We start from the raw sequence: 24,662 nt of genomic DNA, 5'->3' as shown, positions 1-24,662 counted from the left end.
CCTATCTGTATTACATTGTAACACAAAAGCCGATTCGATTCATCTTTCATAACAAAAAAATCTAGCTAGACCTCAGTCCAACTAGATTTCTGTTAAAACGGATTATAAAATCGTCCGCCGTTTACTCTAAACAGCAGCAAACTTACTGCAAACAATACTACACTACTTAACATTAAGGCATAATCTTTTCCAAGGAAGGGCTGATCCACATACCAAGTCCGCTTTTTCTTTTGACCAAAACGCCGTAATTCCATCGCGGTACTAATCGTTTCGATCCGATCCAAGCTGGAGAAAATCAGCGGCAGAACAATTTGCGCGGTTCCTTTCAAACGTTGGGTCAATTTGCCTTTTTTCGACATTTCAAAGCCCCGAGCTTGCTGAGCTTGCGAGATACTAAAGAAATCCTCTTGGATGTCAGGAATATACCGCAAAGCTAATGAAACAGCATAGCTGATCTTGTAGCTTAAGCCGATTTTATTTAAGCTGGCCGCAAAGGAACTAGGATTGGTGGTCAGTAAAAAGACCAGCGCCAATGGAATCGTACAAAAATATTTCAAGACTAGATTGAACAGATAGAATAGCTGCTCCTGAGTCAACGTAAAACGACCCACACCTTCTAAAATGACATGACGGCTGCCGTATAAATGAACGCCATATTCCGGTTCAAAAACGTAAACAGCCAATAAGTTTAACACCGAAAAGAAGAAAATGAACTTCATGACAAAGGAAATTTGATGCCACTTAATATTAGCCAGCTTAAACAGAAACAGCGAAAAGATACTGATCACTAACAGGTAACGGGTATCGTAAGTCGTCATACAAGCCACTGATACCAGCAGCAAGAAGATCAATTTAGCCGTCGCGTTTAAGCGATGGATCATCGTATTGTCGGGATGATATCCTAAGGTTTGATGTTCGTTCATCCTTGACGCACCTCCCGATCATAGTGGATAAATTTACGTGTAAAAGCAATCGGATCATCCAAGCCGATTTTTTCGGCAAAGGTGAACAAACTGGTTTCCTTCAACGAAGACTGCTCAACCAGCTCACGAGAGGTCAGTACATCGATTGGCGAAGTATCCATTAATACCTTGCCCTTGCCGATGACCAAAGCTCGATCCGTATATTCCAGCATCAAATGCATGTCGTGAGTAATCATCACCACGGTTTTTCCTAACTTGTTCAACTCTTCCACAAAGCTCATCATTTCCGTATAATTGCGGAAATCTTGCCCCGCTGTTGGTTCGTCTAAAATAATCATTTCTGGTTCCAGAACTAAAATCGCTGCGATGGTCACACGCTTTTTCTGACCATAACTCAAAGCTGCGATTGGCCAATTTCTAAAAGGATACAAACCGCAAACTTTTAAGGCGTGTTCCACGCGTTCTTTAATCGCTGTTTCAGAAACGCCCCGCAACACTAAGCCCAATGCAACTTCGTCAAAGATCATTTTTTTCGAAATCATCTGATTCGGATTTTGCATTACGTAGCCAATCTTGTCGGCCCGTTCCTTGATGGATTCCTTGGTGATATCTTGACCATTCCACAGCATTTGTCCGTCCGGTGAGATAAAACCGCAAATTGCTTTAAACAAGGTGGATTTCCCGGCACCGTTTTTACCGACAATACTGATGCGTTCGCCTTTATGAATGGTAGCTGATAAATGATCAATCACCAAAGGATCTTGTTTGCGGTAACGATAAGTTAAGTCAGACAATTCCAATAATGGCTCACCTTGTACAGAAGCAGCTAGATCGAAATGCTCAGCTTCCCAAGTCACCATTTTTTCTTTGATTTCTGAACCATTCAAGGTAGCCAGATTCGCTAAGTTGTCCACTTTATCCAAATCAACCTTCGCATACTTCATCGCTGTGACATACAAAGGCTCACGAATCCCATTTTCTGCCAGCACTGAAGAACGTAGCAAGGCATCTGGGGTCATATCTGCGACGATTTCCCCTTCGTTAAAGACGATGACACGGTCCACCGGCTGATCCAAAACATCCTCTAAACGATGCTCAATAATCACGATCGTAGTTTTGGATTCCCTGTGCAGCCGATCGATTAAAGCAATCGCTTCTTTACCAGCTGAAGGATCGAGATTCGCTAAAGGCTCATCAAACAATAGAACTGGCGCTTCATTGATCAAAACTCCCGCCATTGATACCCGCTGCTTTTGCCCACCGGATAAATCCTGAGGACGTTTATCTAAATGGCCATCAATATCCACAACCTCAGACCAACGCGCTACTTGCTCTTGCATCTCGGCTTGAGGAACGGTGTCGTTTTCCAGTACAAAGGCAATATCCTCTGCCACCGTCAAACCAATAAACTGTCCATCGGTATCCTGCAAAACTGTTCCTGTGCTGAAGGACAAGTCAAACAGCGAGCTGCCGGCAATATTTTTGCCGTCAACTAGCACTTCTCCTTCAATTGTCCCTTCATACTGATTAGGAATCAGCCCATTAATACAATGGGCAAAGGTTGACTTCCCACTGCCGGAAGGACCCACCACTAAGATTTTTTCGCCCTCATTGATGGTGACATTTAACTGTTTTAAGGTTGGTTCCGATTGACTATGGTACTGAAAAGTAAAATCTTTAAATGTAATCATCGGTTTTGTCATAGTTTTTCTCCTTGGGCAATAAAACGCAGAAAAGCCGAGTGCTAGGCACCCGGCTAGCGACAGCTAGTCCTTTTTCAGACTTCCTTGTTTGGTTTGTGTCGCTGCGTAAGCTTTCATTAATAATGTACCAATAATCCCTACTGATAAAGCATTCACCACTACAGATACAATACCTTGAGTGTACACTTTGTTAGCAGGTTCACTGTAAATAATAACGTCTAATGTTGGTGCCAATAAGCCCCAAACCACTGCGTTAGAAAGAACTTGGAAAATGTTGAAATAAATAATTTCTTTTTTACCGAAAATTCCGTGCTGCAAATCAATTTTACGTCCTACGAAGCCGAAAATCAACCCGATAACGCCAGAACAAATGATCCAGCTCCACCACGCGCTGCCGTAAGTAGTAAAATCCTTCAAGGTATGGCCGATCAATCCGATTAATGCACCTGCAAACGGTCCATAAATGACTGACATCAACGCTAAGAAAGGATACGCTGTTTCTAGGTTAGTGTTAGGGATCCCCGTCGGAATTACCACAAAACGTCCTAGAATAACAAATACCGCTGAACCTATCCCGATGGCTACAATTGTTTTAACTGAAAACTCTTTTTTCATACTTTATTCCCCCTCAAAAATAATTCTTGGTGCCTTCCGCAATTCAATTTTCCAATCAGTTCCCGTACCGATATGGTATAAATCAGAGAAAGAATCCTGATTGACCGCTACTCCGATGTTGACCAGTGAATTGATATACACCAATGGTTCTCCTACATTTACATCAGCAAATGATTTCGCAAATTGCATAATGTTTTGATAAACTTTTTTCCCTTGGTGGAAAATCGATACTTGCAGCATGTCGCCATGTTGAATACCTTCATCTTTAAAATTGCCTAATGGAATGTTTGTCCAAAGTGAACCAAAACGCACATCCAAGACATCGATACTACCGCTTAGGATATGACCTTCACGCTTCGCTTCAACGATCTCCAATTCAGCAATACTGTCATTAGAAACGACACTGCCTAATTCTTCAAAGGTGATTTCGCCGCTGGCTAAACGTGCACCATTGTAGGCATAAATATCCCGACCGTGGAAGGTATGGCTCTCTTCAGAATGCGGCAGACGACTTTTAACTTCATCAATCGCTCGAACTTCTTCGATACCTTCGTAATGCTTAATGTGCGTCAATGATCCGTTATCTGGTGTGATGATATAATGCCCAGAACTTGTTTTACATACGATACTGCGGCGGGTACTTCCTACACCAGGATCGACGACTGATACAAACACGGTTCCTTGCGGCCAATATTTTACCGTTTGATACAGGCGGTAAGAAGCCACCCAAATATCATATGGAGGAATATCATGGGTTAAGTCACTGATAGTAATATCTGAACTCACCATGTGAGCGACCCCATACATTGCGCTGACCGCACCATCTCCTAAACCAAAATCCGTTTGCAACACTAAATAATTTCCCATAACAGCCTCCGATTAACAATATTTCATAACTTTCTGAAATATCTTATAATTTAAGGCCAGAAAAAGCAACTGATTTTTGTGAGAATTCGCTAAAATATTCGTGAATTCGTGGGATCAGTCTCCTTTTGACATTTTTTGCTTGGAATTCAGCTGAAAAAAACCGATTCACATCTAATTATTTCGCAATTTGTTATTTCGGAATTAGACTTTCCTCATACTGGGAAATGACAAGTCCATATCTTTGTAAGCACTCGAAAAAAGCTATAACATATAAAATATCTTAAGAAAAAGGAGGAAAAACCCATGAAAACATTAGACTATATCGCTCTTGGTTTACTAATTGTCGGCGGCTTGAACTGGTTATTAGTTGGTTTGTTCGAGTATGATTTAGTAGCGGCGATTGCTGGCGGACCAGCGACAGCTTTTGCAAAAATTATTTACGTAATTGTTGGTATCTGTGCTATCTATTGCTTACGCTTTTTCCCGCTTATTTCACGCGCAGCTGAAGTAAGAGAATCAAATCCAAATGTTTAAAAATGAATAACACGTTAAGGTTGTTGGGGCTTGAGTAGTTCCAGCAATCTTTTTTTGTCTTTTTTGAGAGAAAAAAACACCAGCAACCGCAGCCGCTGATGTCAAAGTATTTATTATCGTGCATTACGTTTCATCATATAGAAGTAAACAGGAATGCCTAGTGCTGTAATCAGTAGACCAACCATTGCTAATGAGAATTGATTAATCAAGGTCATGATTAGGATAAACACGCCCCCAACAATCGCAATCGCTGGAATAAATGGATACAACGGAACTTTATATGGTCGATGCAAATCTGGTTCGGTTTTTCTTAACTTAATTACTGCAATAAAGACTAACGTATAGAAAATCCAAATGACAAAGACCAGCATATCCGTCAACATATCAAAGCCGCCCACCATCATCATACCGACTGCAATCACTAACTCTAAAATACCGGCAATATAAGGAACCGAATTTCTGTTCAATTTTGCCAATTGCTTAGAAAACGGTAATTGTTTTTCAATCCCCATTGTATAAGGCAGACGCATACCGGTCATGGTGTAGCCGTTGATTGTTCCATAAACGGAAATCAGAATTCCGATCGTGACTAACTTACCACCCATACCGCCAAAGATTCGTCCCGCAACTTCCATCGCTGCGTTTTCATTTCCGGCTAATTCTGGAATGGCCATAGTTTTTAAGTACGCCCAGTTTATTAATAAGTAAACCACCATAATCCCTAAAATACCGCCAGCAATTGCTCGAGGTAGATCCCGGGCAGGTTTCTTCAACTCACCGGCTAAGTTCCCTACGTGAATCCAACCGTCATAAGCAAACATCGTCGCTAGTAGTCCAGCACCTAACGCTGAGGCAAATCCGCCTACATTAGGGCCCGCTTGAACCGGGAACAGGCTGACTTCTACGGCACCTTCTCGCATTAAACCGAAGATAACGATTAAGGCTAATGGAATCAGTTTGAAGACTAACGTCACTGATTGGAACATGCCGCCGGCTTTAGAACCTAAGAAGTTAATCAGCATAATCGAAGCCGCTGCGACAATCGCAATGGGTACGATCATCCCATTACCTAAGCCAAACAGGTTTTTAAACTGGGTTGCGAAAATAATGGATAAGGCTGCAACATTGGCTGGAAAATAGATGATTACTTGCGCCCAACCTAGTAAGAAACTTGGAAATTTTCCATAAGCTCGTTCAATATAGCGCAGCATTCCGCCTGTTTCAGGAATCGCCGCTGCCAGCTCTGCTCCCGTTAATCCGGCACAGACACTGATTAATCCTCCTAAGAACCATGACAGCATATGCATGCTGGTTGATCCGGTTACAGCAGCAACACTAGCTGCCTTAAAGAATACTCCCGCGCCGATTACCGTTCCCATAACGGTGGATAACGCCGGGAAGAAGGTCATCGTTCGTTTTAATTCACCTTCTTGGGTTGCTTTTGAAGCAACAACATCTTGTTCGTTTGATGCCATGCTTTTCTCCCCCTCTTTCGTTCGATTTATATTTTTTGTGAATGCAAGCCGCTATTTATGTATCTAATAAGTGCCATTGAGCAAAAAATAAAAAGCGGCTTTTTGCGCTCTGCCCAACATTTTATCACGCGGTTCAGAAAAAGGCTGGTGTGACAGTAAAACACTCACCTTTTTCTTATTACCGCCTAATAAATTTCTCAATCATTTTCTATTGGTTATTTTGCCACCATGCCTTCAGTCTCAAATTTTTTCTCTAAGCGCATCAGCATTTCGTCCGTCATACGTTCCAAGTCATAGCTTGGTGTGAAGTTCCATTCATCAACAGCACATTGGCAATCGATGGCATTTGGCCAAGATTCGGCAATTCCTTGACGAACGGGATCCACATCATATTCCATTTCAAATTCTGGAATCCGTTTTTTAATTGCTGCTGCAATTTCTTCTGGTGCAAAGGACATTGCTGTAATATTGAAGGCATTGCGGTGCTCCAAACGATCTGAATCCGCATTCATTAAATCGACAATCGCATCAATCGCATCATCCATATACATCATGTCCATGTAAGTACCTTCAGCGATGAATGATTTGTATGATTTATTTTTCAATGCTTCGTAGAAAATATCCACTGCGTAGTCGGTTGTTCCTCCGCCAGGCTCTACCTTATAAGAAATCAAACCTGGGAAACGAACGGAACGAGTATCGACACCGTATTTATCATGGTAATAGTTTTCTAGCAGTTCTCCAGCAACCTTCGTCACTCCGTACATGGTAGTAGGATGCATCACCGTATCCTGTGGCGTGCTGTCTGGTTCAGCATCTGGTCCGTAAGCTGCGATAGAAGATGGCGCGAAGAATTTAATACCGTCACCCAATTCACGAGCCACTTCTAAACCATTCATCAATCCACCCATGTTTAATTGCCAAGCAAAGGCTGGACGTTGTTCGGCAGTCGCTGACAATAGTGCTGCCAGGTGAATAATCGTATCTACATCATAACGTTTTGCTATATCTAAAAAGCTGTCGTAGTCTTGAACATCTAAGGTTTCAAACTGTCCATTTTCTACAGTTGGATTGTTGTCAGGTCGGCGAATATCAGTGGCAATGACATTTTCTACCCCTAAATCGCGACGTAACCGTTCAGCTAATTCTGATCCAATTTGTCCTAAAGCACCTGTGATTAATACTTTTTTCATCTAAAAAACTTCCCTTCTATAGTTGAGTAATTTTTATTTGATAATTTCCAATTCTTTACCGACTTTTTCGTAAATCTTAATGGCGTCATCCAGCATTTCCTTCGTATGCCCCGCATTTGGCATATTGCGTACTCGACCAGTTCCTAGTGGTACGGTTGGGAATACGATTGGTTTGGCATAGACACCGTTTTCAATTAACTTCTTAGAAAATTCTTGGGCTAATTTTTCATCTCCCACAATCACTGGGGTAATTGGTGTTTCTGATTTCCCAATGTCATAACCGATGCGTTTCAACTCTTGTTTGAAGTAATTGGCATTGTCCCAAAGTTTTTCCACATACTCAGGGTGCTCTTGGATCAACTCGATCGCTTTAATCGATGCTCCGGCTGCGCCTGGTGTTAAAGAAGTTGAGAAAAGGAATGGACGAGCTTGCGATTTCAACCAAGTAATCAATTCATTCGTCCCGGCTACATAGCCGCCAACAACCCCGATCCCTTTAGATAAAGTACCCATTTGGAAATCAATGTGGTCTTGCATGCCGAATTGTTTAACGGTTCCGGCACCTTTACCCATAACGCCAGTACCATGAGCATCATCTACATAAGTAATGACATTGTATTTTTCGCAAATTTCAACGATTTCTGGGATTTTGGCTACGTCGCCATCCATTGAGAATACGCCATCGGTGATGTACATTACTTTGTTGTACTCGCCGCTTTCTGTTGCTTCTTTGGCTTTTTTATCTAAATCTTCCATATCTTGGTGATTTACCCGAATGATTTTTGCGCCAGATAAACGACAGCCGTCAATGATAGAAGCGTGGTTTAATTCGTCTGAAAGAATGGCGTCGCCTTTTTTCATCACGGCAGAGATCGCACCCATGTTGCAGTTAAAACCGGATTGGAAAGCAATTGCGGCTTCTGTTCCTTTAAATTCAGCAATTTTTTCTTCCAACTGACGATGGATATCTAATGTACCGTTGATGGTACGCACTGCTCCAGCACCCGCTCCATACTTTTCAGTTGCTTTCACATCGGCCTCAATCAATTCAGGTCTTGTAGCAAATCCCAGGTAGTTGTTTGAAGCTAAATTGATTAATTCCTTTCCGTTGATTGTGATCTTGGGGCCATTACTGCCCTCAATCACATCAATCGTATTGAACAAACCTTTTTCTTTTAGTTCATTCAAATTTGTTTCAAGAAACTGATCCAGTACTTTTGAACTCATTTTGATTCCTCCATTACACTTTTTTTACGGGTGATTGCGTTGTTGATCAATCGTTATCTTTCTTGCTTGACTAAAATCCGAAAGATAACACCCATGATCAATAAACCGTTTTCCTGTCACCTACATTCTTAGTATATATCTTAATTGTCATCGCTTACAACGCTAACGCTCCCTCATTCCTTGAATTATAATAAATAACCCAAACGCTTCTAATAATTCTTATTTAACCTCGCTAATTAAGCGACATCGTGTATGTATCAGTTTCACAACCCGAAAATATTTTTTAATTAGAATTTACTGACCAGAAGAGCAATCGTTTTCACAAAATAGTCGGTAGCTTCAACTACACATCTTTAAAATAGCTTTATATCAACCTACAAACGATCTTCAACCCCTCTGAACATAGTTATTTTTATCACAAATAAATGAGAGAGATTGTCTGAGTTTTCTGACAAAATTAGTCGGATAAACCGTTTCCTTATTCTAATTTTAGAAAGAATTTGCTAAGTTTTTTTGCCATAAACGACCAAAAAGTTCTTCTATTTTTGAAAAACACCTAAAATTTCCAGATTTTTTTGTCGAAATGCATACAAAAAGACTCCCTCAACGACGAGTCTTGAGCATTTCTTTCATTTAGTTAAGCGATTCTAATGGATCTTTCTTATTCTACAATCAAACAATTTAAGGATTTGCTGTATTCACTAACAACAGTTTCAGCAATCTTTTGATTGATTTTTCCTTCTTTCTCTAATTGGTTGATCAGCTGCATGACTTGATCATTGTCCTTCCGGTCGCTAACTTGAACTTTTTGGATTAATTTGTCTAGTCGTTTGCGAATGGTTGGATAACTCATGATTGACCCTCACTTAAACAAAAAAGCTGCCGGTTCATTTTACAAAACGTAAAATAAACCGGCAGCTTTCAGCTATTTATTCACCACCATTAAATGGTCCGCTGATGACTACTTTACCCAGCATATGTCCTGTTTCGACATCTTTTGTTGCTTGCTTCAAACTAGCAGCATTGATGCCATCTGAATAAACTTTGCTCAACGTTGTTACCAACTTGCCTTCATCCGCCAAGTTAGCAATTACTTCTAGGGCTTGGCCTTGGGTTTCAATTTGATAATCATGATCGGTTTTCGCAAACATATACTCCCAATCAAAGCTGACCGACAAGTTTTTCCAGTCACTGATATCAATTGGTTCATGAATGCCCACGATAGTACCCACATGACCAAAAGGTTTGACCATGTGTTTGATTTGATCCAAGTAACGAGTGATATTAAATAGTACAGCAATATACTCCACTTCATGAACACCTAGCTCACGCAAGCTAGCTTTCAAATCATCATGGTAATCAATTGGATGATCCACGCCTAATTTTTCCAGCCATTCAAAGTTTTTAGGACTTGCCGTAGCATAAATTTCTAATCCAGCCCAGTGTGCCAATTGATTCAAGATTGAACCAACTCCACCGGCTCCGTTAATAACTAGAATTTTTTTACCCTTATTGGCATTTTCTTCAGGAATTAAACCGAACTTTTCAAAAAGCAATTCATAAGCTGTCAAAGAAGTTAATGGCAAAGCTGCAGCTTCTTCATCAGACAAGTTTTCAGGCGCCAATGCTACAATTCGTTCATCGACTGCTTGATATTCCTGATTACTGCCGGCACGAGTAGTTGTACCCGCATAAAAGACCCGATCGCCAACTTTGAATTTTTCGACTTCTTTTCCTATACCGACCACTTCACCGACCGCATCGAAGCCCAACACTCGCAAGGCATTTCGCTTACGTGTATCTTGTCGCAGCTTTGTATCTACCGGATTTACCGAAACTGCCTTTACTTTTACTAATACATCTCTAGGGCCAGGATTAGGAACCAATTCTTTTTCATCAATAAAACTTTGTGCCTCATCGATAGGCAGCCCTTCAAAAAATCCAACTGCATGCATAAACTTCTTTTCTGACATGTGAATTCCTCCTTGTCTTTGTTCTAATTATGAAGCAAAATCCGCCATTTTAAAAAGATTTTGCCTTTTATTTAATCACATCGTAGATATCAGACAGGTTTTGACGTTTCTTTTCAGGAACTTCCTGAGCACGGTAGCCGAAGCCAGCCATATAAGAAACTCCAAACTCATCTAAATCGATGATGTTCTTCTCTGCTAAATAGTTTTCGACTGCTTCTTTATTAAAGCCTTCAATTGGCACACTGTCAATTCCCAGGTAAGCAGCAGTTGTCATCATGTTAGCCAAAGGAAGGTAGGTTTGTTTTGAGGCCCAGTCAAACAATGAGCGTTCATCCGTTAAACCGAAGTCATCCTTTTGGAAATTGTTGAAGAAGATTGTTTGAGGTGATGTTTTTGAATAAGGAACACCGAATACATCTTCCACCATGTGTTTTACATGAGGACTATTACCGGTTAAGTTCTTACGCGCTAGTACGATTAGAAAATGACTAGCCCCATTCAAACTATTCCGTGCGCCCCAAGCGACATCTTGCAAATCATCTTTGACCTGTTGGCTTTCAACTAATAAAAATTTCCAAGGTTCATAGCCAAAAGAACTTGGTGACAAACGGGCTGCTTCCATAATCGTCATCCAGTCTTCCTCAGCAATTGTCTTGGTTGGATCAAAAGCCTTTGTCGCAAAGCGGCGTTTGTGAACAGCTAATATTTCGTTGCGTAATTCTGCTTGATCAGTCATGTTTTTCTCCTTCGTGAATACTCAGTGGCATAAGTAATTTACAGATAAAAATACCCGAACTACAAGTGATGAAAGCTCCAAAGTGTCGCAGCTTTGCGACCAAGACCTACAAAAGCGTAGGAGCAATATCTTATAGTTCGGATATTTCATTAGTTATTTAACATATGTCAGCGATCTTCAAATAATTATTTTACTTTTGCTGGGCCTTTACCGATAAAGATACGGAATAAGCTGTAAGGTTTTTCCCGTAAGTCTTCGCCTTTGTGGAAACCAGCTTGGCGTTGCAATTGGTTAGCATTGAAGTACAAGTATTCGTCTGGTCCAATTGACAAAGTATCAGGCCATAAAATACGAGGGTCATGAGTCAATGTTTCCATTGAACCATCGGTATTAATGACACGAATACTATTGTTTTCGTAGTCACCAGCGTAGATTGTACCATCTGCTGCTGTAATCATACCATCTGAAGCACCTTTTTCGCCCCAGTCTTTGACATGTTTTTCAAGTTCTTCATCTTCAATATCTTTATCGAAAATCAAATCAGTATCGATAGAGTAAAGATGACGGCTTGATAATGGGCTGAAGAACAACGTTTTGCCATCTGGTGAGATCGCAATTCCGTCAGCAGCTACTTGCCATGGAGAAGTTGAGCCGTCTGCTTCACGGTTCATCAAGATTTCGCCTTCTACTTTAGGAACGAAGTCAGGATCAACAGAAGTAGAATGAGTACCATCTAAAATACGGAAGGCATCGCCAGTACCAAGATCAACCACGATCAACGCACCTGGTCCTGTAATGGAAGAGTCAGTAATGTAAGCGACTCCTTCAGAACCACGACGCAAGTCAATCCGTACATCATTTAGATAAGTAGAATCTAGGACAACATCATTAGAGAAAGTATAGACTTTGCGAATGGTGTTGCTTTCCAAATCAACCGCAACTAATTTTGCGCCGCCTTTAACAGGAACGTCAAAGTTTGGAGCAGCAGTATCTAGTACCCATAGAGTACCTTCACCATCAGCTACGATACTTTGAACACTTAAAAAGCCTTTTTCAGGGTTTTCAGGATCAAAAGTGTTAAGTTCTTGGCTTGGGTAAGCGACTAATTCGCCATCCACGATTTCAGCAACAGTTGCTTTTACATCGTCGCCCCATTCAGGGAAGTTGATGAAGATACGACCTGTTTCTGTTACGCTAACGCCTGTTGGCATTTCGCCGTAAAAAGCGTGTACTTGTTCTAATTCACCGAAAAATTTTTCTGTAGGATAATTCATCATACATCTTCCTTTCTGATTGAGATAAAGCTTATTTTACTTCTACTTCGAAGTTCAATACTCCGCGAGCTAATACATGACCAAACATGTTAAAGCCTAAGAAAGCTGGAGTAGAATCTTCTGGAATATCAACTGTTTCTACATCTAATGCCCAAACAGTTAAGAAGTAGTGGTGTACGCCATGTCCTTTGGGAGGAGCAGCACCGATATATTTTTTCGCACGTGCGTCATTTGGTAATTGGATCGCACCTGAAGGCAATTTTGAATTGTCTTTGTTACCAGCATCTTGTGGTAATTCGTTTACTGAAGCAGGGATGTTAGAAACAGCCCAGTGCCAGAAACCTGAACCAGTTGGAGCATCTGGATCATACAAAGTAACAACAAAGCTCTTTGTATCACTTGGTGCGCCTGACCAGCTAACTTCTGGTGAAATGTCTTGTCCACCTTCGATACCGAAATCACCAGACATAAATTTTACATCTGAAAGTCCACCATCAACAATATCTTTACTTGCGACATCAAAAGACGGCACATCTTGTAAACCTAAAAATGGGTTATTCATTGTACATCCTCCTATAAAAAAACTAATGTTATGTTTCATCAACGACAATAGACTAAACCTTCCTGGCAAAAATGTAAATTAGGGAAATTATTTATACGTCCTTGCCTACACCAGCTCTAACTCAAAGTCACTTAAAAAACCAGCTTCCCATGCTTCCTCTGATTTCAAATGGATTTGACCGTAATCAACCAGCCACCCGTGAAAGTTCTGGGCTTGTTGATTGGTGAAATCAGTCGGCAGCTTAATCATGGCCTGCAGCTTTGAATAATTGAGCATTTCCTCTAAACCTAACTGATTAAAAATTCGCTGCGCATAACGATCCGCAATAAAAGAAACTTTATTGAAGACAAATATCAGCAGCACATCCGCCGTTTCTTGACCGATCCCGCGAATGCTTAACAGTTCTTCCCGAAGAGAAGGTAAATCTTTTTGTTGGATAGCAGCGATGTCAAAATTGTAGGTTTCAAACCAAGCGAATATTTCCTTTAACGCTCGCGATTTATTTTTATAAAAACCGCTGGGACGAATCAATTCCTGCAGCTCCAGTATGTCGATAGCTGCAAGCTTCTCTGGAATAAAGCCGATAGCTTCTCTTATATTATCTAAAGAATAATCCACGTTTTTCCAGTTGGTATTTTGAACTAAGATCGCCCCTACGACAATTTCCCAAAGATTCTCAGTATCCCACCAGACACGATTGTCCATATTCGCTTCTAACCGTTCATACAATTTATCGATATTGCCAATCATCGCTACCCACTCCTCACAGACAAGCTTAACAAAAATAGTCAGTTCCATACATCAGAACGCTCACCTGTGGAATTCTTAATAGCAGCTTAAGCATTCCTCTTCTAATTGTCCGGCGTAACGTTGATTGTAGGCTTCTCCCCAGTTATTCAGCATTTCAATGACTGGCTTCAACGAGTAACCATAGTCAGTCACTCGATAAACCACCATTAACGGTTTTTCCTGAACAACTTCTCGTTCAACTAGTTCATCTGCTTCTAAATCTTTTAATTGTAAGGAAAGCATCCGACGGGTAATTCCCGGAATCATTCGTTGCAGTTCACTGTAGCGCAATTCACCATCAAAAATTAAATGGTACAATAGCACACTTTTCCAACGGCCCGAGATGATTTGTAAGGTGGATTCCACCGAACAGCCTTCTTTACAGTTGTATATTTTTCTTACCAAAGAATTTCGCCTCCCTGATAGGTATGGAGCTATGTTAGTACGTTACTTACAAAAAGTAAAATATTTACTCCCGTCTCAAAAAAAGACGGTGCGAACTCCTTTTCCTGTGAAACGTTGCGATTAGAATTTGGACAAGATACGCCACCTGTTTTACTAATGCTTTCATCTAATAGCTAAAAATAGCAGCAAAGCTCGTTAGGAAAGCTCGCATTGATACGATTAATTTGACTGACTTTCACGCTGCGAGAAGTTTAAGTTTTCTTTACTGAAATATCACTAGAAAAAATTCGCGAGAGTTATTATTTTACAAATTCGCAAAATGAGATTATATTTCTTCTCGTAAGTCAAATTTATTTCTTTTGCTTATCTGTGATTCCAATAAATAAAACTTGCTAAAAAATTTTTAGGAGAGATTTATTATGAGTATGAATGGTGCAGATTTAATTGTAGACACGTTGATAAAGAACGGCGTCAAATATGTTTTCCAATTACCTGGTGGTAAGCTTGGTCCTTTATTGATGGCTTTAAAGAAACGTGAAAAAGAAATTGAAGTTGTGACTGTAAGACACGAACAAAACGCGGGCTTTATGGCACAAGGAATTGGCCGCATCACTGGCAAACCTGGTGTTGTGATGACAACTTCTGGTCCAGGAGCTTTGAATCTTGTAACTTCATTAGCCACAGCAACTTCTGACGGTGACCCTGTTTTAGCGATTTCTGGACAAGTGCCACAAGCAAAATTGTTAACACCTTATCCACAAAACCCTAACATCGCCGGCGTGATGAATGATTCAACCGTAACAAAATATGCAAAAGAAATTGAAGATACAAATGCTCTTGCTGATGAAGTAGCGAATGCCTACATCGCAAGTATCAACGGCAACCCTGGTGCAGTATTTATGGACGTACCTGGCAATGTGTTGCTTGCTGAAACTGAAAAAGAAGGTCTTGAATTTACGACTATTGCAGATCAATTGACCAACACAATCAGTGATGAAGAAACCATTTCCGTTGCAGTAGATAAAATCAAACAAGCAAAACGTCCTGTAATTATTATTGGTGCTCGTGCGATGGATGAATTGGCTGCGGAAGCAATCCAAGCCTTCGTAAGAAAAACCGGTATTCCAGTGGTTGAAACCTTTGAAGCAACTGGTTTGTTGACTCGCGAATTTAACGAAAACTATGTTGGTCGTGTTGGTTTGTTTAACAACTTGCCTGGTGATGAACTAGTTTACAACAGTGACTTGGTTATTACTTTAGGTTTGAACTTGGTTGAATATTGGGCATCTGTATGGAATGCTGATAAGAAAACCGTGGTTGACATTGATACTGTAGTGGATCACTTGGATGAAACGTATATCCCTGACACACTAGTACTTGGTAACATTGCCAAAAACCTGAAGAACATTACCAAAACAATTTCTGAACAAGACATTACCGATGAATGGAAAGCTGTTATTCGCACATTGCAAGAAAAATTGATGGCGAAGAAACAAGTTCCAGAAACAACTTCTGATGATGCATTGCACCCATTAGAAATTGTTGATTCATTGCAAAAGGTCATCGACAAACATCCTGATACAACTGTCGTAATGGATGGTGGTAGTCACGAAGTTTGGATGGGCTCTTACCTAAATGTTTACCAACCAAAACATTTCTTGATGTCTGATGGTGAACAAACATTAGGTGTTGGTCTTCCATGGGCAATCTCTGCTGCGTTCCTTCGTCCAGACGAAAAGATTTTGTCTTCTGGCGGTGACGGAAGCTTCATGTTCTCATCACAAGAATTGGCAACAGTTGCTCACTACAACTTAAACATTGTTCAAGTAATCTGGGTTGATAAGGAATACAACATGGTTGAATTCCAACAAGAACTAGATTACCAAGGACAAGAAGAAGGTGTTGATATCGACTATATCGGCTACAAAGAAATGGCCGAAAGCTACGGTATCAAAGCAACGCGCGTTCGTTCAAAAGAAGCATTGGATGCAGCCTTGGCTGAAGCTTATGCAACAACCGAACCAATGGTCATCGAAATGATCGAAGACAACGAACAAAACATTCACTTGCGTGATAAAGCTGAATTGAAGAAATACTAATACTTGCAGCTGAAGCGATTCAGCCCCTTACAAAGACCAGCAATTCCGGTCCTTTGTAAGGGGCTTTTTTCTGTCTTCAAAAAAATAATCCGGTAAAGGCTTTTGCCTTCGCCGGATCTTCACAATGTGGATAGAATTATTTCATTAACTGCATCGCGCGATCAATCTGGATAATAGCTGTTCTTTTTGCTTTTGTCGATCGCTCGAATGTCCAAGTCGCGATGAATTTCCTTGCGGACCATCCAAAAGAAAAACATTGCGGCCAGCAGACTTGAGTTTAGAATAAGATGTTTCATGAGAAAGTCCCCCTTTTATTTTTGAAATATGTGGACGGCAGGAATCGAACCTGCAGCTCTGAAGATATGAAACAAACCGTCGTTTTAAGTCTCATTGAGAGTTAAACACCAAGTCCATCCACAAGTTATCTATGTACTAACTATAGTTGAAAGAAATTACACAAACCCTAAGAATATAAGGAGAAACCTAGAATATTGATAAACAAAAGGTTAAGCGGATTAATATTTGGATAAGTTAGCGGTAATAAAAAAGATCTTCCGCAGCTTTTATGCTACTGAAGATCTTTTCGTATGTTATCCATGCAGCTGCTGTTGAATGATGACGTATAAGCTGATCGCTAACGCTCCCCATCCTAAAGTGGTGATGAACGCTAGTCCATTCCATAGCAGATAATTCTTTTTCATTAATTGCTCACGTTCACAATAACCGACATCTTTGATTAAGAAAAAAAGATTGGCGATTAATGTGATGAAGGCAAAAATTGCCGCAAGCCAAATATAATGTTTCATCGTTTCTCCTCCTTATGGGCCAGTCACCAATGTCCAATCTAGATTGGCAGAGTATGTTTCTCCGGCAATGCCAGCATATTCTGGAATTTCTAACCTTACTTGATCGAATTGGTAATTTAGTTGATGCGCTCCAGCTCCATTAGTCTCGGTAATAAGCATAGCTGATCCGTCTGCTTTAAGGCTGTGATTTATCCCCGAAGTAACTTCTTGAAGGCTTTCATCTGATTGATTATAGTTATTGACCTGTTTCAGCTGTCCCCCGGTTAATGTTAGAGCCGTATTTCTCGGAAGAGCACGCTTCTTATTGGCAAATTGGCTAAGCTTAGCCGTCAGTGACCAGTTCCCATTATCCGCCGGTGTTACGAAACGAATATAGGGTTGATAGCCTGGCTGATAATTTTTTGCCTCTAATCCTTTACTCTGAGGAGCTGGCGATACTTCGGTTTCTTCAAAGGTAAAATCAGGCAGATTAACAAAACCGATGTCGTTTGCCGGTTGCAGATTCGGTTCGTCGGGATCATCGATTCGGACGAAGGATTGCCCAGTTACTTCTGCTGTCAGATTCCCTGAAATAGCCAAGCTCAAAGGCAATACTTGGTTAATGGTTCCCGTTACTTTAGTCTCAAAGGTGATATCTGCATAGTTTTGATTACCACTTGGAATAGTCAGCGGCTGTAAATCGACTTCAGAAGTCTGATCTTCGATTAAAAAGGTTTGCTGAGTTTTATCTGCTAAAGTGACGATCAGCTGCTTTGGCAAGGTTATCCCAGCTGCCACTTCGCCAAGTTTCAACGATCCCAGTTGAAGATCGACAGCTCCAGTGTTAGTTACTCGTGCAGTCCAAGTCACTGTTTCACCATTTTTGACAATTTGACTCTTTGGTTGAACATCCAATGCAGCTGTCGTATCCACTCGCGTGTAATGGTACTTGATTTCCGTATCGCTTTTTACCCCAGCAATTGCCACAGGTTCTTTAGTTAATTGACCTGGAGCCACGGTCACATTTTCCCAACCACTATACGCCCATTTCACACCTGACAAATCAGTTACTACTTCCGGTGGTTCTTTAGTGAAGGTCTCATTGTCCTTAATTGGCGATATAACTGGGTTTGATGGAAGTTCTAGTAAGTTTCCTGTCTTACTGTCTATCCATTTTTCTTCTATTTTATGCTGTTTTTTCTGATAGATATATTGAATCGTTGTATCATCATCGATTTTTGCTTCTACTGCCGTGGTTCTTAGCATACTTTCCCCGAGGAACCTCCAGCCTTGATAAACCCACGCTGCATCTGAGCTGTCCAGCTTTTCTGCATCAGGTGTATTCTGGTACAGCTCGCCTTGAAGAACGGGGGTTTCCGTATTCCAGGAAGGTTCGATTACATTCGACTCTTGATCAAGGTATTCCTCTTTTACAAGTTTTGAGGGATTTGCCTCGTAAACAATGTGTACTTCATCCTTCGACTCATTGAGTTCAGGTGAAAAGCTGATTGTTGGCGGATAAGCTGCATCTATTCTTGATTTGTTGCCAGAGCCTTTGTACCAGCCTTTGTAAACATACAATTGATTGTCAGCAACATAGGTTCGGGGTAATTCGCTGCCTTTTTCCATCGTGTAGGTGAAAGGAGTACTTATCACTTCAGTCACTTTGTCTTGAGTATAGTTTTCAGGTACAGGTATTCGCTGACCTGCTGGATTTTCAAAGATTTCTTTGATCGTATGATACGTGGTGACATAGGTGTAGACTTGTCCGTCCGCGCCGTAAATACTCCAGCCGGTTGTAGGACCCCGATAGCTGTCTGAGACAATAGTAAACCCAAGATCAAGATAATTACTATTTTTAGATTGGTAAACTGAACCATCCAAAATAAAGGATTGATTGCTTTTAATAAACTTGTCAGCAATTACTTTTTGTTCCTCAACACTAGGTACAGATTGATCCATGATACTTTCTACTGGATGTGTATTAGGTGTTGCCAGCGTGAATTCTTTAATATGGGATAGATTTGTATTGATTTTCAACTGGGTAAAACCGGCTGTGATAGATTGATACGGATACTGGGTCCCCCACCTTTTAGCACTTTGTTCGAATTTAGGGATTTTAATCTTGAATATATTATGGTTAGGTTCCTTTAAGATAGCAGCGCTGGGTAAATACTGGTTATACGAATTAATAATGTTTAACTGATCACCCCAATCTTGTCCGTTATTCTTTTCTGTAATATAGGTTCCAGTCAAATTTATCTGCTCTGGCAATTCAGAACCATCTTGGTTTTCAAAGGCCACGGTAATTTCTCTTGCCGGAGTATTTAGGTCCACCACTGCTAATGCTGGCAGGCTATTGCCAAAAACCAGAGTAACCATCAATATGCTTAGACATAAGAATTTCAACCTTCTCTTCATGGTCGTTCCCGCCTATCTCTACTTAAATAGAAGAAACTAGCTGCACCAACTAGCAAGATCCCGATCAGCGCGACGTTTGTTTTTGTCCTTTCACCAGTTTTAGGAAGTCTTCCAGCAGAATTCTTATCTATCGTTTGTGGAGCATGCTCCCTTTCTTTTTCTACAAAGCTTACACCCACGCCAGATTTTCCTTGAGAATCTGCTGCCAGGACACGCGCTTGGCTGCCAAAAACAAACAGTAAAAAAATCGCTAGACTGATCGCTTGTTTCATCTTTTACTTCGCCTCTTTCCGCCTTAGACATCTTGAAATTAAAAGCACGAATACCATAATAGATACTGCCCCGCTTAGATAGAATAGCCACATCCACCAATCGGGAACGAAGACTTTAAACGATGTTTCTTGATTCATTTCCTGGGCCTTTTCTTGAGTAATCGTAAAGTCTTCCTCAAAGCTCCATTCATTGGTTTTTCCAGCGATTTTCCCCTTAAAGGTGTAATCGCCGGCGGCAACTTCCTGCATTCCCCAATCAACTTGCAGCGGGAAAATCGAGTTAGGCGCAATTTTGACCTTCTCCATATTCATTTCAGCAACCGTGTTTCCGTTCCCTTTTGCGATAATCTCTCCGTAAACGGTCAATTCCTGCATGGCTTCAGGGTTAGGATTGCGAATGGCTGCCTCTAGTACTTTACTGCCATAATCGATTGCCGGTGATACCTTCACCAATTCCAGTTCAGTTTCGCCATAAACCGGATTGTCGGCCTTTTCTGTCAACATCAAACCAATTGCATAACCATATGTATTATTCAACGACATACCCGATTCCGTGCTTCCTTCTTCCACTGCTTTCTGAGCAATTCGAATTCCGCCTAAGACAATCCCGGGAAAAGTTTCTTGCGGCACAGCTAGTTCAATCTCCGCTACCCCTTCTGAATTGGCTGCTACTGTCACTTCGGTCTCTTTCGGCTTGGCAATATCAGTGATCGCTACTTTCATACTCACATCCGGCCATTTTTCGCGTTCATCGTATGTAATTAAGCCATTTTTATTAGTCGCTGCAGGAATAACTTCGACCTTGTAGCTTTGCTTTTCAGCCGCATTATTGAAAATCTTGACTTTTAGGGTCTGTCTTTCGTTTGGTTGAACCAACAGATGGTAGTAGCTGATTCGATCATTGATTTGATTCTCTGGTAGAACAGCCTGCACCGTAAATTTGGCTTGTTTTTGTGTTTCGGTCACTCCACTGCTTTCAGCAGCATAGCTTTTGTTGCTAGGCCACAACATAAAAAGACAGCTGATTAACAGGATTGTCGATAGTTTTTTACTAGTCATTTACTGCTCCTTAAAAAACAGGTTGAAGATAACACGATCTTCAACCCTTTGATTTGATAAACTTAGATTGAATCAGTTAAGACCCAATCAACCGTTCCAGTATATGTTTCGTCTGCTCTGACATTGTTCATATCTCCAGCAGGAACCTTCAATTGAATATCGGTTAATTCACCTTGCCAGTAGCCTTCTCCGCGTCCATCTGCCGCGTTGGTTGCTGTTTCTTTAGATGCGCTCATCACTACTTGAGTAGCTGTACTTAACGATACTTTATCTAAGACTGTATCAGGTTTATGCACGTCGTCGTCAGCTGGTTTTGAAGTGTCCCAAGTCGTTGGATTCAGCTTGTTAAGCCCTTGACTCATCTCAATTGTTGCCCCGGCTAAAGTTTTGGTAACTGATCCCTTTGTACTACTTAAAGGAGTAGTTAATTTAGCTTCTAGTTTCCAGCCAGCAGTACGCGCTCCCCGAACATCAGCTACTGCATAATGTTTCGTTGCAGGGTTATCGGCTGTTGGTGTATCTAAGGAAATCAATGTGTCTCCGACAACTGTTGATGTAGGTACTTCAGTTGCCATAAAAGTGAATTCTTTAGGGACATAAAGCAAACCAAAATTTGCACTTGGATCGGTTTCTGGTTCTTCAGTTCCCCCAGGATTTTCGCCCTCTCCAGGAAGCTTGATCGAACCTGTCGTAAAGGATACCGAACCTTGTGATTTACCCTTGTACTCAGCAGCATCTGCACTTACAACAGAGCCAGCAACTATTGCGCCTAACAGCCCTACACTTAATAGAGCTTTTAAAGATGATGTTCTTTTCATTGTATTTCTCTCCTAATTCAAATATTTCTTCTAATGAAGATTAACAAAATGACCATAAGCCAACAAATAGTCACATTATCATTTCGTTACCTGAGGATTATATTATCATTAGAATAGATGGTCAATAGTTTCAGTATTTTACTTTTTTCCCAAAAATAAAATTTCGCGAAAAAAATTCTTTTTTATTCAAATTTCATAAAGATAATTGATTTTAGGACAAGTAAAGTCATCTCTTATAGCCATTATCAGTATCCAGACTGCTTCAAAAACCACGCTAGTTTTTGAAGCGAACAAAAAAGCTTATCAGAAACTTTTCCAACAAAGAAAGTTGCTGATAAGCCTATTTGACAAGCTCGTCTAATCCGTCGATTTATTTTCGTTTTCTTTTGCTTGAGCCTCTGTTGCTTCCTTAAAGACCAGAAGAATGTCCTCATATGCCCGCTGAACACGATCCAGCCAATCTTTCGTTACAACACCTTCTAATTTTTGATCTAATTTACGCACGCCGTCATCCAGTGTCTCTGCATACACAACTGGTAACCAAGCCCCGTCTTTTTGGATGAAGTAATACATTTGTTTCGCTTCCAATGACAAAGTATTGGTTAAATGAGTAAGTCCCGTAAAATCACTGGCCTGCCTTTTATACGGCGTGATGTAAACAAAGTATCCTCCTTCAAAAGCATACCAGCTTACCTCCAGCTTCCACCCATACTGCTGAACAACATTGTGGATATTTTTCATACCTATTCTTTGTTTGCACCAACCTGAACACATGAATTACCTTTCTTTATTTTTGCCAATGATCAACCCCGTTATAGTGCAAACAAATTCACCTCCTATAAGCTATAATTCTGCGAATACTTTCATGGCGTAGAGTATTCTTAGAGATTTTAATGGGAGCCTTTCCATTTTAAAGGTAATCTTCACAAAAGTAGCGTTTTGGATCATAATCGACTGAACAATAAAATTCATTATCCGGAAATTAGCTTTCTTTTGTAATTATGCTTTGCTTTTAACTCAAAGGATGGTTAATATATCCGCATAATCATGCTATAATTTTTTTAAAATAAATAGCTCATTAATACTTGAGAGAAAGGCATACCTCATGAATCTTCTAACCAAAATTACTGAATTGACAGAACTAACCAATAATGAAAAAGTATTGGCAGACTATATTTTGGCTAACCCTAAAAATACGCTCTCCTTCAAACCGAAGGACTTGGCAGCAGCGGCTTTTGTTTCTGTAGCTACTGTCTATCGCTTAATCAACAAACTAGGTCTCACCGGTATGGGTGAACTGAAAGTGGAGCTGGCGTCTACTTTACGAACTGCTGAAGCCTCGACGGATATTGACTATGATTATCCGATTTTAGAATCAGATACACCCTTTCAAATCACGGAAAATTTAAGCAAGATTTACCAGCGAACGATTGACGAAACCTTGAACTTTTCTGATCCTGAGGCGTTAGTCACTGCGGTTCAAGTACTGCTTGATGCCCAGGTCATTGATATCTATGCTGCTTCAGCTAATCTGTTTTTCGCCCAAAACTTCAAATTTCAAATGCAGGAAATCGGTGTCTTAGTCAACGTTCCCGAAGAAGACTATATACAGCGACTCTCTGCGGCCAATAGTGACGAAAAGCACGCAGCCTTGGTTATTTCTTACGGCGGCAGAGGCCAAACCCTTAATGACGTAGTCAAAATTCTGCATGAGAATCAAGTGCCCATTGTCTTAATTACTTCCGCTCAGGATAATCCCTTGGCAAAATACGCTGCCCACAAAATCTATATGGCTTCCATTGAAAATCATTATGACAAAATTTCTTCCTTTTCCACGAGAATGTCCTTGTTGATGATCCTAGATACCTTGTATGCGGTCTATTTCAATCATGATTACGATCGAAATATTGATTTTAAAATTACCAACTACAAGAAGATGAACAAGAAATTGAGATAAAGCTTCCACTAGCTGGCATCATCTGGCGGATTTTTGAAAAAGATTTTTCAAAGTAGCTGACAACAGTCCTATTGCGCTCTTTTCTTGTTATACTTTTAGCAAAAAGAGGAGAACCAACATGACGATTAAAGCAATTGTTTTAGATATTGACGGTACTTTGTTAAATGATCAAAAAGAAATTACCCCAGCAACCAAAGCCATGCTGATTCGAGCACAGGAAGAAGGCATTAAACTAATATTGGCTTCCGGCCGGCCGACAGCAAGCATGTTAAATTTTGCGGAAGAGTTGGAAATGAAAAAGCATCATGGGTTACTGGTGTCTTACAACGGAGCAAAAGTAATTGACTGTCAGACAAGTGACGAACTGTTTAATCAATCAATGACTCTAGAAGAGGGCAAAGCAGTCCTTGAACACATGAAGAAATTTGATGTAAAAGTAATGATCGACAAAGACGATTACATGTACGTGAATGATGTATACAACTGCGATATTACTTATAAAGGAAGCAAAATCAATATCATTGAGTATGAGTCCCGGGGCGGCAACTACAAGCTGTGTGAAATTATAGACTTAGCAGCTTTCTTAGATAGCAGCATCAGTAAAATTCTTACTGCAGGAGAGCCAGAATATTTAGCAGAACATCATCAGGAAATGATGGCTCCCTTCAAGGATTCGCTGAATTGTGTCTTCACCGCTGATTTTTATTTTGAATTCACTGCCCAGGGAATCGACAAAGCCAAAGCCTTGGACACTGTATTAAAACCGCTGGGCATCGCGGCCGAGGATGTCGCAGCCTTTGGCGATGGGCACAATGATATTACCTTGATTCGTTACGCAGGCAAAGGGGTCGCGATGGACAATGCCGTACCGGAATTAAAAGCAGCTGCTGATCACGTGACCCTTTCCCATAATGAGGACGGCATTGCGCATATGCTGAATCAAATGCTGTAATTTGCGCCATAGTCCTCTCTTTA

At 40.7% G+C, this 24,662-nt stretch carries 25 protein-coding genes; 4 read left to right on the top strand and 21 right to left on the bottom strand.

The window, feature by feature from the left end; all coding sequences use genetic code 11:
• Nucleotides 1–92: 92 nt before the first annotated feature.
• The 4 genes from JZO70_RS17075 to JZO70_RS17060 form a co-directional block, all read right to left on the bottom strand.
• Nucleotides 93–923, bottom strand: coding sequence for an energy-coupling factor transporter transmembrane component T family protein (locus JZO70_RS17075; protein WP_207674879.1), 831 nt, complete (start codon nt 921–923; stop codon nt 93–95).
• Nucleotides 920–2,626 (bottom strand): ABC transporter ATP-binding protein, encoded by a 1,707-nt coding sequence (locus tag JZO70_RS17070; protein WP_207674878.1) that lies wholly within the window; start codon nt 2,624–2,626, stop codon nt 920–922. The genes JZO70_RS17075 and JZO70_RS17070 overlap by 4 nt, the downstream gene beginning before the upstream one ends.
• A 63-nt stretch (nt 2,627–2,689) precedes the next feature.
• Nucleotides 2,690–3,241 carry an ECF-type riboflavin transporter substrate-binding protein gene (locus tag JZO70_RS17065; RefSeq protein WP_207674877.1) on the bottom strand — a complete coding sequence of 184 codons (552 nt, stop codon included), beginning with the start codon at nt 3,239–3,241 and terminating at the stop codon, nt 2,690–2,692.
• 3 nt (nt 3,242–3,244) lie between these two features.
• The gene (locus tag JZO70_RS17060; protein ID WP_207674876.1) at nt 3,245–4,108 is read right to left on the bottom strand and encodes an SAM hydrolase/SAM-dependent halogenase family protein; all 864 of its coding nucleotides are present in this window, start codon (nt 4,106–4,108) and stop codon (nt 3,245–3,247) included.
• A gap of 303 nt (nt 4,109–4,411) precedes the next feature.
• Between JZO70_RS17060 and JZO70_RS17055 the strand changes: the two genes are divergently transcribed.
• Nucleotides 4,412–4,642 (top strand): DUF378 domain-containing protein, encoded by a 231-nt coding sequence (locus JZO70_RS17055; protein WP_207674875.1) that lies wholly within the window; start codon nt 4,412–4,414, stop codon nt 4,640–4,642.
• Nucleotides 4,643–4,755: 113 nt separating this feature from the next.
• On the opposite strand, the gene JZO70_RS17050 is transcribed toward JZO70_RS17055, so the two are convergent.
• The 10 genes from JZO70_RS17050 to JZO70_RS17005 form a co-directional block, all read right to left on the bottom strand.
• Nucleotides 4,756–6,117 carry an APC family permease gene (locus tag JZO70_RS17050; protein WP_207674874.1) on the bottom strand — a complete coding sequence of 454 codons (1,362 nt, stop codon included), beginning with the start codon at nt 6,115–6,117 and terminating at the stop codon, nt 4,756–4,758.
• A gap of 215 nt (nt 6,118–6,332) precedes the next feature.
• Complete coding sequence (locus tag JZO70_RS17045) at nt 6,333–7,310, bottom strand: NAD-dependent epimerase/dehydratase family protein (RefSeq protein WP_207674873.1); 978 nt, start codon at nt 7,308–7,310, stop codon at nt 6,333–6,335.
• A 33-nt stretch (nt 7,311–7,343) separates the two neighbouring features.
• Entirely contained in the window at nt 7,344–8,537 is a 1,194-nt protein-coding gene (locus JZO70_RS17040; protein ID WP_207674872.1) for a glycine C-acetyltransferase, read from the bottom strand.
• Between the two features lie 661 nt (nt 8,538–9,198).
• Entirely contained in the window at nt 9,199–9,390 is a 192-nt protein-coding gene (locus tag JZO70_RS17035; RefSeq protein WP_242703997.1) for a DUF2089 domain-containing protein, read from the bottom strand.
• Nucleotides 9,391–9,466: 76 nt separating this feature from the next.
• On the bottom strand, nt 9,467–10,510 hold the full coding sequence (locus JZO70_RS17030) for a zinc-binding alcohol dehydrogenase family protein (protein ID WP_207674871.1): 1,044 nt from the start codon (nt 10,508–10,510) through the stop codon (nt 9,467–9,469).
• Between the two features lie 67 nt (nt 10,511–10,577).
• On the bottom strand, nt 10,578–11,246 hold the full coding sequence (locus tag JZO70_RS17025) for an NAD(P)H-dependent oxidoreductase (protein ID WP_207674870.1): 669 nt from the start codon (nt 11,244–11,246) through the stop codon (nt 10,578–10,580).
• A 185-nt stretch (nt 11,247–11,431) separates the two neighbouring features.
• Nucleotides 11,432–12,520 (bottom strand): L-dopachrome tautomerase-related protein, encoded by a 1,089-nt coding sequence (locus JZO70_RS17020; RefSeq protein ID WP_207674869.1) that lies wholly within the window; start codon nt 12,518–12,520, stop codon nt 11,432–11,434.
• A 31-nt stretch (nt 12,521–12,551) separates the two neighbouring features.
• Nucleotides 12,552–13,082: a YbhB/YbcL family Raf kinase inhibitor-like protein gene (locus JZO70_RS17015; RefSeq protein ID WP_207674868.1), complete on the bottom strand. Its 531-nt coding sequence runs from the start codon at nt 13,080–13,082 to the stop codon at nt 12,552–12,554.
• 105 nt (nt 13,083–13,187) lie between these two features.
• Entirely contained in the window at nt 13,188–13,832 is a 645-nt protein-coding gene (locus tag JZO70_RS17010; protein WP_207674867.1) for an endonuclease III domain-containing protein, read from the bottom strand.
• 75 nt (nt 13,833–13,907) lie between these two features.
• Nucleotides 13,908–14,276: a winged helix-turn-helix transcriptional regulator gene (locus tag JZO70_RS17005; protein WP_207674866.1), complete on the bottom strand. Its 369-nt coding sequence runs from the start codon at nt 14,274–14,276 to the stop codon at nt 13,908–13,910.
• Nucleotides 14,277–14,695: 419 nt separating this feature from the next.
• On the opposite strand from JZO70_RS17005, the gene alsS reads away from it, so the two are divergent.
• Nucleotides 14,696–16,375 (top strand): acetolactate synthase AlsS, encoded by a 1,680-nt coding sequence (alsS, locus tag JZO70_RS17000; RefSeq protein ID WP_207674865.1) that lies wholly within the window; start codon nt 14,696–14,698, stop codon nt 16,373–16,375.
• A 161-nt stretch (nt 16,376–16,536) separates the two neighbouring features.
• Here alsS and JZO70_RS22655 read toward each other — a convergent pair whose 3' ends face one another.
• The 7 genes from JZO70_RS22655 to JZO70_RS16970 form a co-directional block, all read right to left on the bottom strand.
• The gene (locus JZO70_RS22655) at nt 16,537–16,671 is read right to left on the bottom strand and encodes a hypothetical protein (protein WP_278252618.1); all 135 of its coding nucleotides are present in this window, start codon (nt 16,669–16,671) and stop codon (nt 16,537–16,539) included.
• A gap of 294 nt (nt 16,672–16,965) precedes the next feature.
• The gene (locus JZO70_RS16995; protein WP_207674864.1) at nt 16,966–17,181 is read right to left on the bottom strand and encodes a hypothetical protein; all 216 of its coding nucleotides are present in this window, start codon (nt 17,179–17,181) and stop codon (nt 16,966–16,968) included.
• 12 nt (nt 17,182–17,193) lie between these two features.
• Complete coding sequence (locus JZO70_RS16990) at nt 17,194–19,581, bottom strand: WxL domain-containing protein (protein ID WP_207674863.1); 2,388 nt, start codon at nt 19,579–19,581, stop codon at nt 17,194–17,196.
• Nucleotides 19,578–19,853, bottom strand: a complete 276-nt coding sequence (locus JZO70_RS16985) for an LPXTG cell wall anchor domain-containing protein (RefSeq protein ID WP_207674862.1) — start codon at nt 19,851–19,853, stop codon at nt 19,578–19,580. The genes JZO70_RS16990 and JZO70_RS16985 overlap by 4 nt, the downstream gene beginning before the upstream one ends.
• A 3-nt stretch (nt 19,854–19,856) precedes the next feature.
• On the bottom strand, nt 19,857–20,912 hold the full coding sequence (locus JZO70_RS16980; protein WP_207674861.1) for a WxLIP family cell surface protein: 1,056 nt from the start codon (nt 20,910–20,912) through the stop codon (nt 19,857–19,859).
• Between the two features lie 62 nt (nt 20,913–20,974).
• Nucleotides 20,975–21,730 carry a WxL domain-containing protein gene (locus JZO70_RS16975; RefSeq protein WP_207674860.1) on the bottom strand — a complete coding sequence of 252 codons (756 nt, stop codon included), beginning with the start codon at nt 21,728–21,730 and terminating at the stop codon, nt 20,975–20,977.
• A 357-nt stretch (nt 21,731–22,087) separates the two neighbouring features.
• The gene (locus JZO70_RS16970; RefSeq protein WP_207674859.1) at nt 22,088–22,471 is read right to left on the bottom strand and encodes a hypothetical protein; all 384 of its coding nucleotides are present in this window, start codon (nt 22,469–22,471) and stop codon (nt 22,088–22,090) included.
• Between the two features lie 364 nt (nt 22,472–22,835).
• Here JZO70_RS16970 and JZO70_RS16965 point away from each other — a divergent pair, with 364 nt between their 5' ends.
• A complete protein-coding gene (locus JZO70_RS16965) occupies nt 22,836–23,687 on the top strand; it encodes a MurR/RpiR family transcriptional regulator (protein ID WP_207674858.1) in 852 nt (283 codons plus the stop codon).
• Nucleotides 23,688–23,805: 118 nt separating this feature from the next.
• Nucleotides 23,806–24,639, top strand: coding sequence for a Cof-type HAD-IIB family hydrolase (locus JZO70_RS16960; protein ID WP_207674857.1), 834 nt, complete (start codon nt 23,806–23,808; stop codon nt 24,637–24,639).
• Nucleotides 24,640–24,662 lie beyond the last annotated feature (23 nt).

The organism is Candidatus Enterococcus moelleringii, from assembly GCF_017377575.1.
GTDB lineage: Bacteria > Bacillota > Bacilli > Lactobacillales > Enterococcaceae > Enterococcus_A > Enterococcus_A moelleringii.
Note: the sequence above shows the minus strand (reverse complement) of the source record. Positions and strands in the feature narration are given on the sequence as shown.

Bases quoted from the DNA above. Each gene is read 5' to 3' on its own strand.
- JZO70_RS16995 (WP_207674864.1), bottom strand. From the start codon at position 17,181: ATGAAACATTATATTTGGCTTGCGGCAATTTTTGCCTTCATCACATTA.
- JZO70_RS17030 (WP_207674871.1), bottom strand. From the start codon at position 10,510: ATGTCAGAAAAGAAGTTTATGCATGCAGTTGGATTTTTTGAAGGGCTG.
- JZO70_RS16965 (WP_207674858.1), top strand. From the start codon at position 22,836: ATGAATCTTCTAACCAAAATTACTGAATTGACAGAACTAACCAATAAT.
- JZO70_RS16980 (WP_207674861.1), bottom strand. From the start codon at position 20,912: ATGACTAGTAAAAAACTATCGACAATCCTGTTAATCAGCTGTCTTTTT.
- JZO70_RS16970 (WP_207674859.1), bottom strand. From the start codon at position 22,471: ATGAAAAATATCCACAATGTTGTTCAGCAGTATGGGTGGAAGCTGGAG.
- JZO70_RS17045 (WP_207674873.1), bottom strand. From the start codon at position 7,310: ATGAAAAAAGTATTAATCACAGGTGCTTTAGGACAAATTGGATCAGAA.
- JZO70_RS17070 (WP_207674878.1), bottom strand. From the start codon at position 2,626: ATGACAAAACCGATGATTACATTTAAAGATTTTACTTTTCAGTACCAT.
- JZO70_RS17020 (WP_207674869.1), bottom strand. From the start codon at position 12,520: ATGAATTATCCTACAGAAAAATTTTTCGGTGAATTAGAACAAGTACAC.
- JZO70_RS17035 (WP_242703997.1), bottom strand. From the start codon at position 9,390: ATGAGTTATCCAACCATTCGCAAACGACTAGACAAATTAATCCAAAAA.
- JZO70_RS17055 (WP_207674875.1), top strand. From the start codon at position 4,412: ATGAAAACATTAGACTATATCGCTCTTGGTTTACTAATTGTCGGCGGC.
- alsS (WP_207674865.1), top strand. From the start codon at position 14,696: ATGAGTATGAATGGTGCAGATTTAATTGTAGACACGTTGATAAAGAAC.
- JZO70_RS22655 (WP_278252618.1), bottom strand. From the start codon at position 16,671: ATGAAACATCTTATTCTAAACTCAAGTCTGCTGGCCGCAATGTTTTTC.
- JZO70_RS17060 (WP_207674876.1), bottom strand. From the start codon at position 4,108: ATGGGAAATTATTTAGTGTTGCAAACGGATTTTGGTTTAGGAGATGGT.
- JZO70_RS17015 (WP_207674868.1), bottom strand. From the start codon at position 13,082: ATGAATAACCCATTTTTAGGTTTACAAGATGTGCCGTCTTTTGATGTC.
- JZO70_RS16990 (WP_207674863.1), bottom strand. From the start codon at position 19,581: ATGAAGAGAAGGTTGAAATTCTTATGTCTAAGCATATTGATGGTTACT.
- JZO70_RS16960 (WP_207674857.1), top strand. From the start codon at position 23,806: ATGACGATTAAAGCAATTGTTTTAGATATTGACGGTACTTTGTTAAAT.
- JZO70_RS17075 (WP_207674879.1), bottom strand. From the start codon at position 923: ATGAACGAACATCAAACCTTAGGATATCATCCCGACAATACGATGATC.
- JZO70_RS16975 (WP_207674860.1), bottom strand. From the start codon at position 21,730: ATGAAAAGAACATCATCTTTAAAAGCTCTATTAAGTGTAGGGCTGTTA.
- JZO70_RS17050 (WP_207674874.1), bottom strand. From the start codon at position 6,117: ATGGCATCAAACGAACAAGATGTTGTTGCTTCAAAAGCAACCCAAGAA.
- JZO70_RS17065 (WP_207674877.1), bottom strand. From the start codon at position 3,241: ATGAAAAAAGAGTTTTCAGTTAAAACAATTGTAGCCATCGGGATAGGT.
- JZO70_RS16985 (WP_207674862.1), bottom strand. From the start codon at position 19,853: ATGAAACAAGCGATCAGTCTAGCGATTTTTTTACTGTTTGTTTTTGGC.
- JZO70_RS17010 (WP_207674867.1), bottom strand. From the start codon at position 13,832: ATGATTGGCAATATCGATAAATTGTATGAACGGTTAGAAGCGAATATG.
- JZO70_RS17040 (WP_207674872.1), bottom strand. From the start codon at position 8,537: ATGAGTTCAAAAGTACTGGATCAGTTTCTTGAAACAAATTTGAATGAA.
- JZO70_RS17025 (WP_207674870.1), bottom strand. From the start codon at position 11,246: ATGACTGATCAAGCAGAATTACGCAACGAAATATTAGCTGTTCACAAA.